Source organism: Streptomyces sp. SID3343 (assembly GCF_009865215.1).
Classification (GTDB): domain Bacteria; phylum Actinomycetota; class Actinomycetes; order Streptomycetales; family Streptomycetaceae; genus Embleya.
In genome coordinates this window covers 1-13,968 of sequence record NZ_WWJX01001553.1, presented here as the reverse complement: position 1 = coordinate 13,968, position 13,968 = coordinate 1, and the positions used below count along the sequence as shown (strand labels likewise).

Here is a 13,968-nt window from a genome sequence, read left to right as displayed (position 1 = left end):
GGGAGGGGGCGGGGGCGATGGGCGGGCGCGTCGGGCGCCGGGCCTGCGGGGCCGGTGTGGAGTGCGGCGCGGGCGCGGACTGCGGAGTTGCGGGTCTGCGGGTCGTCGGGTCAGCCCTTGAGCGCCCCGGAGGACAGACCGCTGACGAAGGACCGCTGGAAGAACAGGAAGACGATCACCGAGGGCAGCAGGGCCAGCAGAGAGGCGGCCATCACCACTCCGGGGGTCACGGCCGGGTCGATCCGCAGGGTTCGCAGCGCCAGCGGCAGCGTGTACGAGGAGGAGTCGGTGGAGACGAGCAGGGGCAGCAGGTACTGGTCCCAGATCATGGTGAAGCCGAAGACCCCGATGACACCGAGGGCGGGCTTGCACATCGGCAGAATGATCTGGGCGAAGATCCGCAGGTCTCCGGCGCCGTCGATGCGCGCGGCCTCTTCGAGTTCGCGCGGCACGTCCTTCATGAACTCGGTCATCACCAGGATGGAGAATCCCCAGGCGCCCAGCGGGACGATCATGCCGGCGAGGGTGCCGATCAGGTTGAAGTGGACGACCGGCAGGTCGGAAAGGATGACGGACAGCGGGATGGCCAGGATCTCCTCGGGCAGCATCAGCGTCGCCAGGACGGCGACGAGCACCAGCGTCATGCCGGGGAAGACCTTCCTGGCCAGCGCGTATCCGGCCAGGACGGAGACGGTGACCTGGAGCAACAGCCCGAAGCCGACGACGAAGAACGAGTTCAGCAGGTACTTGAGCACCCCCTGGTCGAAGGCGATCCTGAAGTTGTCCAACGTGAAGCCCGAAGGCACGATGCTCAGTTGCGTCGGGTCCTTGACATCGCCGAAGGCACTGACGAGCAGGGCCAGCAGCGGACCCGCGAACATGATCAGGACCAGGAGGTAGACGACGGCCTTCAGGATCCGTCCGCCGACGCTCCGGCTCTCGGTCAGGCCCAGCGCGGTCTCGGTCTGCGCACTCACTTGCTCTCCCTCCGCCGCAGCAGTTGGACGACGATGGTCAGGATCAGCGTCGCGACGAAAAGCAGGACCGCTCCCGCCGCGCCGACACCGAGCCGGTTCTGCTCGAGTCCGAGCTTGTAGATGAGGGTCATGACGACCTCGGTGGAGCCGTTGGGCCCCCCGTTGGTGAGCAGGAACACCTCGGTGAACACTCGCAGTCCGCGAATCGCGGCGAGGATGAACAGGATCGAGAACACCGAACGCAGTCCGGGCACCGTCACGTACCACACCCGCTGCCACCGGGAGGCACCGTCGACCCTCGCCGCCTCGTACAGACCGCGGTCCACACTCGTCAAACCGGCGAGGAAGATCATCATGTCGTAGGGGGCTCCCCGCCAGATGCCGGTGAGCATGATGGATCCCATCGACGTGTCGGGGTCGTTGATAAACCCCGACGGGCCCGCTCCCACCAGGCCGAGAACGGAGTTGAGCATGCCGTCCCCGGTCGGGTGATACATGATCCGCCACAACTCGGCGACGACCGCCATCGGCACGACCACCGGAAGGAACGCCGCGGAGCGCACGAAGCCCAGTCGCCGGCTCTGCCCTTCCATCAGCAGGGCCAGGGCGAAGCCGAGCGTCATCGAGCCGACGGTCTGTCCGACGCCGAGGACGATCGTGTGCCACACGGCCTCGCGGAAGCCGTGGGATTGCAGCACCGTGGAGTAGTTGTCGGTGCCGACCCACCTGTTTCCCAGGTAGGGCTGAACCTCCTGGAAGGACATGGTCAGTGCGCTGGCCATGGGTATGAACTTGAAGTACAGGAAGAGGATCAGAGCCGGGGCGAGGAACAGCCAGGGCGTCCACCATCGGCCTGCTCTGCGACTACGCCCTCGGCCCCCGGCGGTCCCGCCGCCGGGGCGGCCCGCTTTTCGCGGGGCGGAACCGGCCGCCGGACGGGCGGCCTGCTCCGCCTGGTCGAGGCTCATGACGCGGCGATCCCCTGTTCCTTGAGGATGTCGGCGAGCTGCTTGTCGAGCTCACCCAACTTGGCGTTGATGTCGAGGCCGCAGTCCGCCATCAACGCGTTCACCGCGTCCGCCGTCACCTGCCGCACCGGTGTCCAGTTCGGGATGGAGGGCGCGTACCGCCCGGAGTCCTGGTATGCCTGGGCATAGGTCTTCCAGCGGGGGTCGGGGCGGATCTGGGAGATGTCCACGGTGGTGTTGACCGGAATTTGCACGGTGAAGCCGGTGGCGCCCTCCATCCCCTTCTTCTGGCCTTCGACGGAGACCGCGAAGCCGGCGAAGGCGTCCTGGCCGGCCCGGTTGTCGGAGCCGGCCATCAGGTAGACGGAGCTGCCCTCGGCCAGGACGGTGGCGTCCTTCGGCCCCTTGGGCATCGGCACGACCTCGTACTTGTCCGCGCCGAGGGATTTGTCGAAACGGGGCAGCAGGTACGGGCCGACGACGAACATGCCGGCTTTGCCCGCCTCGAACGTCTCGTTCGTCGGCGGGGTGTCCATGGTCACGGCGCCGGGCTGGATGGCCTTGGCCTTGCATCCCAGGTCGCGGAACCACTGCATGGCCTGCACCGACGCCTGGGTGGTCATCGCCGGCTTGTACTTGCCCTTGCCCGCCTCGGTGATGAAGTCGCCGCCGGCGGCCCAGAGGAAGTTGGAGAAGTACCAGGAGGCGTAGCCGCGCTTGGTGGACAGCGAGGCGGCGAGTCCGGCGGTGTTGTTCTTGCCGTCACCGTCGGGGTCCTGGGTGGTGAAGGCCGCGGCCATCGCGGCGAAGTCGTCCCAGGTGCGCGGGACGTCGAGCTTCAGCTTCTCGCGCCAGTCCTTGCGGATCAGCAGCGCGGACGCCTGCGCGGAAATCGGGAGTCCGTACTGCTTGCCGTCCAGGCTCTTCCCGGACGCCAGTCCCTGTCCGCTGATCTGGTTGCTGTCCTTGATCTTGCCCAGGTCGATCTCCCGGAGCAGACCCTGGCTGTGCATGGTCCCGATCTGCGTCGCGTCGTTCATGACGATGTCGGGAAGCTTCTTCTGGGCGGCCCGCTGCTGCAGTTTGGTCTCGAAGTCGTCGAAGATTGCCGTGACCTCGACCTTGTAGCCCGTGGCCTTCTCGAAGGCGGCGGCGAGTTCCAGCGCGCCCTTCTCCCCCGGACCGCCCGGCGTCGTCCTGGTCCACAGCTCGAGAGGCGCCTTGGTGTTCTGCTTGGCGTCCACTCCCGCAGGCCCGGAGGTACAGCTGGTGAGGATCAGTGCCGAGGCGAGAGCCCCCGCACCGATCCATCGCGATCTTTGCATGGCAACTCCTGTTTTCGCCGCACGACACTGGCCTGGAAAGCGCTTGCCAGGACGGTAACCGGGTCCGATTCATACGGTCAATAGTCCGATGAATACAAAAGGTTTCGGCGACCGACGAGAGTGCTCATCCGGCGTGCTCCCGCACCCCTCCCGCGTGATTCGGCAGGCAGGAATGACGGCCCAATACCCGGAAATAGGCTCTTACCAGTGCAATTTGGGCATCGGCAGGAACGGACACTCGCCCCAGAGGCGCGTCTCCCTCTCCCGACCGGCCATCGGGACACGGAAGATCAGGTAGCCAAGGTCGCGGCGATGACATTTCAATGATCCGATGTATGGTTCCTGCGAGCTACGGGCCGGACAACGCACAGGTCGCACCGATCCGCGACGTTCGGTCGCACGCGTGCCACCACCCCGAGCAGGGACCGCCGACCGTCCGGCTGCCGGTCCACCACCCGCACAGGCCGAGGAGACCCAACCCGACATGAACGAACCGGCCACCGCCCCGACAGCCCTGTTGGTCATGGAGGAAGAACGCCGGGCCGACGTCTACCCGCCCGAAGTCGTGGCCGAGATCGGCCGGCTCGTGCACTGGCAGGGACCGCCCCTCACTCGGCAGGAACTCGAGGCGGACCCCGATGTGCTGCGGACCGTCGACGTTCTGCTCACCGGCTGGGGTGCACCCGTCCTCGATGACGCCCTCCTGTCCCATGCCCCTCGACTGCGGGCCGTTCTCGTCGCGGCGGGATCCGTTCGGCACATGACCACACCCGCTTTCTGGGAGCGCGGCATCCCGATCGTCTCCGCCGCCGCGGCAAATGCCGTTCCGGTGGCGGAGTTCACCCTCGCCCATGTCCTCCTCGGACTGAAACAGGCCCACCGCATCGAGCGGGAGACGGCGCAGAGCCGCCGCTTCCCCACCGATCCCGACGTCCCGGGCGCCTACCGGTCACGGGTGGGCCTGTTGGGACTCGGGCACATCGGCCGGCTCGTCGCCGCTCACCTCGCCCGCTTCGACGTCGAAGTCCTCGCCACGGACCCTGTCGCCTCCCCGGACACCGCCCGGCGCGCGGGAGTGCGGCTGATCCCCATCGAGGAACTCTTCGCCACCTGTCACGTCGTCAGCCTCCACGTACCGCTGCTGCCCGAGACCCGCGGCTCGATCGGGGCACGACTGTTGAACTCCATGGGGCCGGGCACGACGCTGATCAACACCGCGCGGGGCGCGCTGATCGACGAGGTCGGCGCCGCGCAGGTCCTGCTCGCCAGGCCCGACCTCACCGCCGTACTCGACGTAACGCACCCCGAGCCCCCGGCCCCCGACTCACCACTGTTCACCCTTCCCAACGTCGTTTTGACACCGCACCTGGCCGGCGCCCTGGGCGCCGAACGCCACCGCCTCGGACAGCTCGTGCTCGACGAACTCCGCCGCCTGACACGGAACCGGCCACTCGAGCACGCCATCGAACCCGCCCGCGCCGCCTCGCTGGCCTGACCCCGCCACGCGCCGGGGCCCCCATTCGCTGGATACTCCGACGGCGACGACGTCACGCAAGGTCATGTTGTACCGGATGCCAGGGTTCCGGCAAGCATGCTCGGCACCCGCTTCCGCCGGCTCACAGCCACGCACGTCACGTACACGAAACGTGAGGAAGACGTGCGTGTGGACCGCGAGACTTCGAGGCCGCGGCAAGCACCGCCGGTGATCGAAGCCGTCCTGGATCCCCGGGGATCGCGTCGCGTTCAGATCCGCCAGGAGCGCAGGAGTTCCGCGGCGGCGTACACGTCGGTGGTGCCGGTGTCGACGGCTCGGGCCAGGTCGATCAATGCCCCGTAGGGGGCGTCGACGCCGTCGCCGCTCGCCGCCATGTACGCCACCGCGACACCGCACGCGAACAGGGCGTTGCGGGCGGGCAGCGGGCGCAGGCGGATGAGGGTGTGCAGGAGGGCCGCGGCGCGCCAGGCGGCGTCGGCATCCTCGCCCAGGCGTGGGGTGTTGACGCGGTGGCGGGCGATGGCGGCGACCAGGCCGGAATAGTCGTGGACGTCGATGCCGTCGGGCAGGAGCGTGGTTTGGCGTTCCAGGAGCCAGCGCAGATCGATGTGCAGTTCCATGGGGTTCAGGCGGCTCCGCGTCGGCGCCGGTGTTCGGCGGTGGGAGCGTCCTCGGGGAACGCCTCGTCGAACGCGGCCGCGTTCTCGCGTACGAACGTGTCCAGGACGTCGGTCATCCGGGCCAGCGCGCGGTGTCGGTCGAGGTCCCCGGTGACGGCTTCGCGGACCAGGCCCTTGAGGGTCACCCCACGCTCGTGGGCGGTCGCACGAAGCTCCGCGAGTTCCTCTTCGCTGAAATCGATGTTCAAAGCCGGCATGCCCTCACCTTACCGATCCGGTACCGGAGAAGGAATATCTCCTGCTCACAGGGGTTGAGTCGCAGTACCCCGCGGCGAGAGGGGGACGCGACCGTCCGGGTGGTGGGCACGCGTGGACCCACCGCGACCACCTGAGCGTGCCGATCGACGTTCACGCGTGGTGGGCGTGCGGACGGGTGCCCGACCGGGGTGGTGGCGGTCGGCGGGTGCGGGGCGGGGCGGGTGGCGCGGGCCGGGGTGGATCCCGGTGTCTCCTGCCCGGCCGAGCACACCGTCCCCGAGGGCACATCAGGAGGCCGGTCGTGGGTAGACGTGTCCGCGCTCGCCCGGGATCGCCGGCGGGCGTCCGGGTTACGAGATCTCGGGGGAGATCATGGCGAATTCGACCTCGCGGCGGCACCTGATGGACAAGTGGTGGGTGTACGGCCTGTTGATCCTGGTGCTGTGGACCGGCGTGCGGGTGGCCCTGAACCACGGGCGCCTGCCGGTGAGTACCCTCGTCGGCGCAGTGGCGTACGCGGCGCTCATGACAGGGTGGCTGGTACGGCGCAGGCAGCGGGACGCGCGGGCCGCGGGCATCGCGGACGCCGAGGACGTACCGGGGCTGGAGCGTCGGATTCTCAAGGGCGACCCGCCGAGTGATCCGGCCGAGCGCGAGCAGATGCGCGCCCTGGTCGCGCGTCGCCGGCGTGGAATGCGGCGGACTCGGGTGTGGGCGCTGCCTCTGCTCGGCCTGATCTTCGTCGGCAGCGGCGTGACCTTTCTGGTCGGCCACCGAACGATCGTCGGCGTCGGGGTCCTGATCGCGTCCGTGGTGTTCTTCGGCTGGGTGGTCTGGGTGAGCCGGCGCAACCGTGTGCGGCTCTCGACCGCCGAGGGCCGCCTGGCCGACGAGTCCCCGGGGGCGCACCGGCACGAGAACGCGTGAACCGAGGCGCGTGCACGGCGCCTCGCCCCCGGCCGGTCGCGGGCCGGCGTGCGGCACCGCGGCCGCCTGGTCCGGGTGCCCGCCCTCCGCAGGGCAACGGAAGCGGTGTCCGGTACAGCTTGGCTCACGCGGACTCCGGCCGAACGTTTTCTCGAATTCGGCGGATGGATAAGGGAGTTGCCGCGCAGCTACGGTGGTTCTCCGTGCGCCCGCGTGAGGAGATGCCGGCCGAGACGATCGCGGATCTCGCCGGGCCCCGGCGCGGTGCGCCGCAAAGCGCGCCGCAGGTGCGTGCGTTCGGCGTCGAAGATCGAACCGCCTGCGCGCGGGGCTTCCGCGAGCCGAACGGATTCCGGTGCTCCCGGTAGGCGGGGCGGGAACGGCGGCGCCGGTGCGAACCGCCGCACGAATGTGGTGGGGCCGGCTGAGGCCGTCCGTCCATACGTGGGGCCGCCGCGAGGCCTTCTCGGGGCGCGCAGAGGCGGCGCGGCCAACCATGGGCATCGGCCCTGGGACGTGCCAGTATGAGCGCGTTCGAGGGGGTTCTCGTGGCTTGGAGACTTGATGCGTGCAGGTGTCGTGGTCGCCGCTCGGCCCGGTGTGGAGGATCTCGCCGCGCGGGCCGAGGAGTTGGGGTTGCACAGCTTCTGGGTGAACGACACCCCGATGGTCCACGGTGACCCCTTCGTCGCCTTGAGTCTGTGCGCGAAGGCCACCCGGCGCATCAAGCTCGGTATCGGCGTGACCTCGCCGGCGCTGCGCTCGGCCCCGGCCGCAGCGTGCGGGATCGCCGGCCTCAACGCCCTGGCTCCGGGCCGGATCGTCTGTGGGGTTGGCACCGGAAACACCGCCCGACGCACCTTGGGCATGCCGCCGACCACGGCGTCCGCGCTGGAGAGTTTCACCGCGGGGCTGCAGGATCTGTGTGCCGGGCGCTCGACCGAGTACCGCGAGGGCGATCGGGTCCGCGACATCCGGTTCCTCCACGCCGGGGCGCACGTGAACACCACGGATCCGATCGAGTTCGTCGTGGCCGCGCTCGGATCCAAGGCCGCTGCCGTCGCCGGCCGTCGTGGTGCGGGCCTGATCTCCTTCGGCCTGCTCGAACCCACCGCGTGGCACGCGCTGCGGGACGCCCGCCGCCAAGCCGCCCGCGGCACGTCCCCCGGCCAGGGCTCCCCCGCGAACTCCTATGTGGTCACCTCGCTCCACCTGCTGCACGAGGACGAGGATCCGCACGGCGACGCGGCTCGGGATGCGACAGGTCACCTCGTCCTGTCGTTTCTGGACTATGCCGCCGACGCGCCCGCCTTCGCGAGGGAACTCGGCCCCGACGAACGCGAGGCGGTCCGCAAGCTCCTGGAGCGGCGTGGCACCACCGCCGCCGCGCCGGACCGGTACACCAAGCTCTACCCCAACTACCTCGGACGCATCGCGCCGCAGGACCGGGACCTGGTCCTGCCCTCCCTGATGCACACCCTGGCCCTGGTCGGCACCCGCGACGACGTCCTCACCCGGATCACCGCCCTGGAACGCGCAGGCGTCGACGAACTCCTCATCCAACCGGTGATCGACCCGGCCGCCGAGATGGCCCGACTCGCCGAACTCCTCGCCTGAGCGCTCCGCGCGTCCGCGTCAGCACCCCGGCTGCTCGGCCCGGCACCCGTACGACGCCCCACAGCTGTCCGCTTCGCATGCGCCGATCCGCGAGGCCGAGCCCCCGACGCAGGGTGGACGCGCGCGTGCGTGTGCCTCGGCGCGGTGGCGCGGACGTCGAATCGGCACGGCCGGGTTGGTCAACGGCTCGCGTTTCGTCGCTGTCGGTGAATCAGATCGGCGACAGCCGTGGGCCGGCTCAGGTATGGCGAGTGGCTGGTCTCCCATGTCTCCGAGGCCGAGCAACGGGCCGCGAAGCGGCTGACCAGTGGCGCTGCGATGGCACGGTCGTCGCGGCCGGCAACATAGACGGAGGGTGTATCGCGCCAGCTCACGTGACTCGGTATGGCCCCGAAGATCGACGGCGGTTCCGGGCGCAGCAGCTCGATCGCGCGGGTGGCCGCCGGCTCGTCGACGTCGGCGTACAGGTTCTTTCGGGCATCCGCGGGATCGAGTCGTAGCCGCCCGTTGTCGTCGAGCGCGGCGAGCAACCCCTCGGCGGGGGCACCGGTTTCCTTCGCGACTTCGTCGAGCAGCTGCGCGGGTGATTCACCCACGTCGAGAAGCCAACCGGCCAGGAGGATCAGTCCTGCCGCGCCGCGGACCGTTCCGGCGGTCACACCTCCGAAAGAGTGCCCGAGCACCAGCGGAGGCTCCTCGGAGGCGGCGACGATGTCCTCGACCAAGGCGGTACTGTCAGCCGGCGACAGCTCGTAGAGGTCGGGCACTTCCACACTCAGACTTCGCGAGCGCAGCAACCCCACCAGGTCGTCGTAGTGAGCCGGTTGATGCCAGGCACCGTGCAAGACGATCACGTCGGTCATGCCCGCAGGCTACTCCGCGGCGACCGGCGCCGTTCGCCTTCGTACTGCCTGCGGCCGCGGCCTTGTCCGTGGTCGTATCGGTCCCATCCATACGGTGGTTCGCCGGCATCGGCGCTGCGGCGGCCTGCGTCGGGCGAAGCAGCGGTGCGGCGTTGCCGGCCCCGAACACGCCTATCAGCGCCGCCGATACGGCGGCCACGTTCTCGTCCGCGAGTGCTGTCCAGAACCCATCGCCTCGCCCCGCAAGAGCGGCCCCGAGCACGCGGCGGCGATCCCGAGCACCCGGTCGGTGACCGACGTGGGGGCGCGGCCGCGTCGACGGCCGTGCGACGGGCGGTCGCCGGGCGGTTCGACGGCGATGCGGCTGCCGTACTTCGTCGACCGGGACGGCGTGCACGGGTGCCCCGGCTCGGGGCTCCGGCTGTCGACGGCTTTGCCTATCCGGTGGGCCCCGTTTGTGGTTTCTCGTCGCCCGAATCCGAGTGGCACAGCGTCGTGGTCAGGATGTGGGTGACGAGATCGGGTGCTGGTGTGATCAGGTGGTATCGAGGGTGGGCCAACGCCGGGTGTGCTCGGCGTAGGTCGTCGAACAGGGCCTGGTGGTCGCTGCCGTGGGTGACGGCTGCGGCGTAGAGGGCGTCGAGCGCGGCCTGCAGCGGGTCGGGGTGGGTGGCCTGGTCGAGGGCGGGTAGCGCCATCGCCTGCCGGGATACGTTGTGCGAGCCGCCGTCGGTGGAGTCCACGACGGTGCGTGGGACGTCGGGATCGGCCCACAAGCGCTCGAAGGTGGCCGCGTGGTCGCCGAACGGAGGGGGCAGCGGCTCGCCCCGGTCCAAGGCCTCGAGGGCGGGCACGATCCAGGGGATATCGGTCAGGCCGGCGCGCGTGTAGGCGCGGTGGACGGCCCAGCGGGCGATGGCGCGCATCGTGGCGTCGTCGGTGTCACCGATCGCGTGGACCAGGCCGACGTCGAGGCTGGTCATACCGAACACGTTGCCGCCGACCTTGCGCAGGCGCTCGGTCGGCGCGCGACCACCCCACGCGCGCACCTCGTCGGCCCGCCGACGTTCCTCGTTCCGGCGCTCGCGTTCCAGGCGCTCGGCCAAGGCGATGGCCGCCTTTTGTTCGGGGGTGCGGTTCGGTCGGGTCTTGCGGGCGCAGTCGTGCCAGTAGGCGGCTTGTAGACCCGTCTGTTTGACCACGACGTCCGGAGCCCAGGGCGCGGGCCAGAACTGCAACAGGTAGTGGTCCACGGCCGGTTCCTCGGCAAAGATCACATTGGCTTCGCTGCCCGCGTCCATGGCTACCACGCTGTAGCGGACGCGGTGGTCGACGGTGGGGAGGGTGAACGAGCAGCGGTCGGCATCGCCCCACTGGGACAGGCGCACGGTTTCGCCGGCAGGGCGAAACGATGCCTCGACGATTTCCTCCCAGGTGTCGTCGATCGCGGGTTCCTTGTCGTGTATCTCGATCGTGAAGTGCACGTGTCCGGTGTGCATGCCCGTGGTCAGGAACAGGTGTCCGGGAATCGCCGCACCGCACAGACCGTTCACCTGGCCGGCCGTGTGGCTGTCGTCGGCGTGGCTCCGTGGGTCCTCACGGCTTTCGACGTAGGTCTGCATGTACGCCACGTGAACCGGGCCCTCGTACACCGACTGCTTCCCCATTGCCCGCCCCCTGCTCTCGACGGTGCCACTTCTGCGAGGGTCGCCGTCCCGAGGTCACCGATGCCCATACGATGCCGGCTCGGACGGACACGGGCCTTCGACGGTCTCGTCAGCGGTGACCCGATTCGAGGCCGCACCTATTGCGGATGGTGCGCTGCCCGGGGCTGCCGCCGGAACGCCGACAACGCCCGGTCACAGTGCGATCAGACCCGCGTTCGTCGGCTTGAAACCGCAGGCGTCGAAGTAGAACGCCCGCAGGTCGTCGTCGAAGTCGACGTGTAGCCATTCGCACTGCGCCGCCCGGGCCCCTCGGACAGCTGCGGCGACGAGGCCGGCCCCGATCCCGAAGCGGCGAAGGTCCGACTTGACCATCGTGTCGAGGACGAAAGCGTGGACCCCGCCGTCCCACGCGACGTTGACGAATCCCACCAGCCGGCCGTCCTGCCGGGCGCAGACCCAGCCGAGACTGTGCCGGTGCACCTGCGCCGTCCAGTCGATGTCCAGGAGCCTGTGGTCGAAGCCCTCCGCGTGCAGCGTGTTGACGGCCGCGTTCTCGAAGTCGCCTCGCCAGTCGTATGTGATCGTCATGCTGTGAGCTTAGACGCCCGAGAAACAGCCGTGGGCCACCGTACTTCGCGGGCCTTCGGCGGACACTCGTGACGGCGTACGACAAGCATGAGGGCGTACGACAAGCGACGGGCCGATGTTGTCCGTGGGCAACGGGCGGGCAGGAGACATCGGTTCGAGCTCCGCCCGGCAGCGGGCCCGCGCGCCGGTCGCGCCGTTCTCGGGGACACGGTCGGGGTCGCGCCCCCGGTAGACGGCGGGGCTGGTCGGACGGGCCGACGATCGGTCCGGCCGGTGGGCTCGTGCTGCGGCCGGCACCGCTCGGCGAGATCGAACCGACGACACTCCCCCCATCCACACACACCCGCACCCGCACACCGAGGTGATCTCGCGGCGGGTGACGGGACTCCCGCCGGTATCCGAACATGTGGCGACGAGACGGCGAACATCTCGAAAAGCCGGTCACCACAGGCGCGGACGCGGTGTTCTCCTGTTCGTCGTGAGCGTTCTCCGAGGCCGCAAGAGAGGGAAGACATGCGCATCGCACGGGCACTTCTCGCGATCGGAACCGCCGCCGTGGTCACGGCCGGCACCGCATCCACCGCACACGCACAGGCGGCGGGCAACCCCGAAACGCCCTACGTCGCCCAGTACGGGAACTCCTACGTCAAGGGCAACCTGATCTGGTACAACCAGTCGGTTCAGGTCGGCGGTCAACTCCGGGCCGCCTCGGGATGCCGGGACGTCGTGTACACGGCCTACGTGAACGACACGATCAAGGACAGGCAAGTCAGGAGCACCTGCAACGGCACCGTCGGACACGGCTTCACCCTGTCCGCTCCCGTTCCCGGCGGAGCTACGTCCGTCTTTGTCGACCTCTACGAAAACGGCACACTGCGCGCCTGGTCCATCTGCCACCGCACCGGATGCAGCAGCTGACCCGCTTCGAAAACCGACCGGCCGAGACGACGGTCGCCCTGCGGTCACCCGCTCCACGATCGCCCGCGGCATCGACGTGGCCACGGGTTCCTACCGACTATCGGGGGCGGGGCCGAGCGCGTGGCGGGGAGTCGGGTCTGGGTGGCGGGGCGATGGTCTGCGCGGTGGTCGGGGGGCCGCCGAATGCGGCGGGTGGGAATCCAGGGGGAGCTGCGGGAAAGGGGCTCCCCGGGAAGGGACTTCCCGGCCATGGGGTGAACGGCGCCGGCAGCGGGCTGTGTTCGCGATCGTTCTGGAAGGTGGTGATGCGGGCGATCACGGCGATGGCCAGGGCGGCTGCCGGGATCAGCAGGACGTAACCGACGCCCATCGCGGTGTCGGCGTCGTGGAAGTGGTGTGCGTAGTCGGCGCGTTCGACGCTGTCGTGGAGTCCGTCTCCCTGTCGCTTGCGGAGCGCGGCGTACAGCATCACCGCCGTCGCGCCCGCGTACGACGTCCACCAGCTCCACACCACGAGGAGCCTGAGGCGCGTGCCTCGGTGCGACGCGCGAGGGTCGCCGGCCTTCCACACGTCCTGGGCGATGATCGGCGGGAATGCCAGGTTGACCGCAGGGCAGAACCAGCCGCCGATCGCCCAGCCTCGGGAAAAGGTCTGCTTGTGGGTGGCGGGGTACGTCTCGACGTTGGCGCGTGCGCGATGGAACCAGACCAGGAACAGCACGATCGTCCCGTAGACCAGGGTCCAATCGGCGCCCGTCCACAACCATTCCGCGAGGCCGTCCGGGTTGCCCGGGTAGGGGTCGTCCCGCGATCCGCCCTCGGCGATCTCTGACCACGCGTCGGCGCGGCCGAATCTCACAACGGCCCAAGCCACGGACCTGACCATCGAGAGCCCCAAGAGGATGTACAGCGCCTTGGCCAGGCCGCGAAGCGAACGACGCGCAGGAATCGGTCGACCGTGGACGAAGGGTGGGTGGTGGAAACCACCAGCGCCGGGGAACGGTCCCGCGAAGCGGGGGTCTGAGGTGCCCTATTTCTTCCGGACAGTGGCCCGCGTAGGGTTGATGAGATCCGGAAATGAGAGAGAACGTGCCACCAAGGTATCCACAGCAGTTCAGGGACGAGGCCGTCCGCATGGTGATCGACGGTCCACGTCCGATCTCTCGTGTCGCCGCCGAGCTCGGAATCAACGACTCCACGCTCAGGGGCTGGGTGAAAGAACATCGCCTCGCCGGAGAAGACGACATCGAAGCCCCGGGCGACGCGAAATCGGACCGCGAGCTGCAGCTCGAACGGGAAGTCAGGAAGCTCCGTGAGGAGAACGCCTTCCTGAAAAAAGCGTCCGCCTTCTTCGCACGCGAACAGGGGTGAGCGCGCGATACGCGCTCGTCGAAGCGGAGAAGGCCCAATTTCACATCGCCGACATGTGCCGATGGTTGGGGGTGTCCCGATCCGGATTCTACGAATGGCGTGACCGACCCGCCTCCGTCACCGCCGACCGACGAACACGCCTCAAGACGATGATCCGCGAGATCTTCACGGCGAACCACGAGACGTACGGATATCGCCGTGTGCACGCCGTCCTGGCGCGCTCCGGCGAGGCCGTTTCGCCCGAGTCGGTGCGGGCCCTGATGCGCGAACTGGGCCTGGTGGCCTGCCAACCACGTCCCTGGAGGCCGGTGACCACCCTCGGCGACGGGGCCCACCCGCGGATCCCGGACCTGATCCGACGCGACTTCGAGGCC

The 13,968-nt window shown here is 69.2% G+C and carries 15 protein-coding genes; 6 read left to right on the top strand and 9 right to left on the bottom strand.

From position 1 onward, the window contains the following. Nucleotides 1–110: 110 nt before the first annotated feature. The 3 genes from GT354_RS49430 to GT354_RS49420 are packed head-to-tail and all read right to left on the bottom strand — an operon-like array spanning nucleotide 111 to nucleotide 3,270. The gene (locus GT354_RS49430; protein WP_161364742.1) at nucleotides 111–977 is read right to left on the bottom strand and encodes a carbohydrate ABC transporter permease; all 867 of its coding nucleotides are present in this window, start codon (nucleotides 975–977) and stop codon (nucleotides 111–113) included. Next, nucleotides 974–1,945, bottom strand: a complete 972-nt coding sequence (locus GT354_RS49425) for a sugar ABC transporter permease (protein WP_161364740.1) — start codon at nucleotides 1,943–1,945, stop codon at nucleotides 974–976. The genes GT354_RS49430 and GT354_RS49425 overlap by 4 nt, the downstream gene beginning before the upstream one ends. Continuing rightward, nucleotides 1,942–3,270 (bottom strand): sugar ABC transporter substrate-binding protein, encoded by a 1,329-nt coding sequence (locus tag GT354_RS49420; RefSeq protein WP_161364738.1) that lies wholly within the window; start codon nucleotides 3,268–3,270, stop codon nucleotides 1,942–1,944. Before GT354_RS49420 ends, GT354_RS49425 begins: the two co-directional genes overlap by 4 nt. A 484-nt stretch (nucleotides 3,271–3,754) precedes the next feature. On the opposite strand from GT354_RS49420, the gene GT354_RS49415 reads away from it, so the two are divergent. Further along, nucleotides 3,755–4,765 (top strand): hydroxyacid dehydrogenase, encoded by a 1,011-nt coding sequence (locus GT354_RS49415; RefSeq protein WP_161364736.1) that lies wholly within the window; start codon nucleotides 3,755–3,757, stop codon nucleotides 4,763–4,765. 248 nt (nucleotides 4,766–5,013) lie between these two features. Here GT354_RS49415 and GT354_RS49410 read toward each other — a convergent pair whose 3' ends face one another. After that, nucleotides 5,014–5,385, bottom strand: a complete 372-nt coding sequence (locus GT354_RS49410; RefSeq protein WP_202513161.1) for a toxin Doc — start codon at nucleotides 5,383–5,385, stop codon at nucleotides 5,014–5,016. A 5-nt stretch (nucleotides 5,386–5,390) separates the two neighbouring features. Continuing rightward, nucleotides 5,391–5,642 (bottom strand): hypothetical protein, encoded by a 252-nt coding sequence (locus GT354_RS49405; protein ID WP_161364734.1) that lies wholly within the window; start codon nucleotides 5,640–5,642, stop codon nucleotides 5,391–5,393. Nucleotides 5,643–6,015: 373 nt separating this feature from the next. Between GT354_RS49405 and GT354_RS49400 the strand changes: the two genes are divergently transcribed. Next, nucleotides 6,016–6,570 (top strand): hypothetical protein, encoded by a 555-nt coding sequence (locus GT354_RS49400; protein WP_161364732.1) that lies wholly within the window; start codon nucleotides 6,016–6,018, stop codon nucleotides 6,568–6,570. A gap of 564 nt (nucleotides 6,571–7,134) precedes the next feature. Continuing rightward, nucleotides 7,135–8,187: an LLM class flavin-dependent oxidoreductase gene (locus GT354_RS49395; RefSeq protein WP_161364730.1), complete on the top strand. Its 1,053-nt coding sequence runs from the start codon at nucleotides 7,135–7,137 to the stop codon at nucleotides 8,185–8,187. A gap of 179 nt (nucleotides 8,188–8,366) precedes the next feature. Here GT354_RS49395 and GT354_RS49390 read toward each other — a convergent pair whose 3' ends face one another. From GT354_RS49390 to GT354_RS49380, 3 genes are all read right to left on the bottom strand, one after another. Further along, the gene (locus GT354_RS49390) at nucleotides 8,367–9,050 is read right to left on the bottom strand and encodes an alpha/beta hydrolase (protein ID WP_161357163.1); all 684 of its coding nucleotides are present in this window, start codon (nucleotides 9,048–9,050) and stop codon (nucleotides 8,367–8,369) included. A gap of 437 nt (nucleotides 9,051–9,487) precedes the next feature. Further along, nucleotides 9,488–10,717 (bottom strand): hypothetical protein, encoded by a 1,230-nt coding sequence (locus tag GT354_RS49385; protein WP_202513160.1) that lies wholly within the window; start codon nucleotides 10,715–10,717, stop codon nucleotides 9,488–9,490. A 192-nt stretch (nucleotides 10,718–10,909) separates the two neighbouring features. Further along, entirely contained in the window at nucleotides 10,910–11,305 is a 396-nt protein-coding gene (locus GT354_RS49380) for a GNAT family N-acetyltransferase (protein ID WP_161364728.1), read from the bottom strand. Between the two features lie 513 nt (nucleotides 11,306–11,818). On the opposite strand from GT354_RS49380, the gene GT354_RS49375 reads away from it, so the two are divergent. Continuing rightward, on the top strand, nucleotides 11,819–12,223 hold the full coding sequence (locus GT354_RS49375; RefSeq protein ID WP_161364726.1) for a hypothetical protein: 405 nt from the start codon (nucleotides 11,819–11,821) through the stop codon (nucleotides 12,221–12,223). A 97-nt stretch (nucleotides 12,224–12,320) separates the two neighbouring features. Here the strand turns inward: GT354_RS49375 and GT354_RS49370 are convergent, their stop codons facing one another. Beyond that, on the bottom strand, nucleotides 12,321–13,097 hold the full coding sequence (locus GT354_RS49370) for a DUF4328 domain-containing protein (RefSeq protein ID WP_161364724.1): 777 nt from the start codon (nucleotides 13,095–13,097) through the stop codon (nucleotides 12,321–12,323). 203 nt (nucleotides 13,098–13,300) lie between these two features. On the opposite strand from GT354_RS49370, the gene GT354_RS49365 reads away from it, so the two are divergent. Together GT354_RS49365 and GT354_RS56975 are read left to right on the top strand one after the other, a co-directional pair. Further along, nucleotides 13,301–13,594 carry a transposase gene (locus GT354_RS49365; protein WP_161360249.1) on the top strand — a complete coding sequence of 98 codons (294 nt, stop codon included), beginning with the start codon at nucleotides 13,301–13,303 and terminating at the stop codon, nucleotides 13,592–13,594. After that, nucleotides 13,591–13,968: IS3 family transposase (locus tag GT354_RS56975; RefSeq protein WP_161360248.1), on the top strand; the 378-nt coding region annotated here is incomplete at its 3' end. The genes GT354_RS49365 and GT354_RS56975, both read left to right, overlap by 4 nt.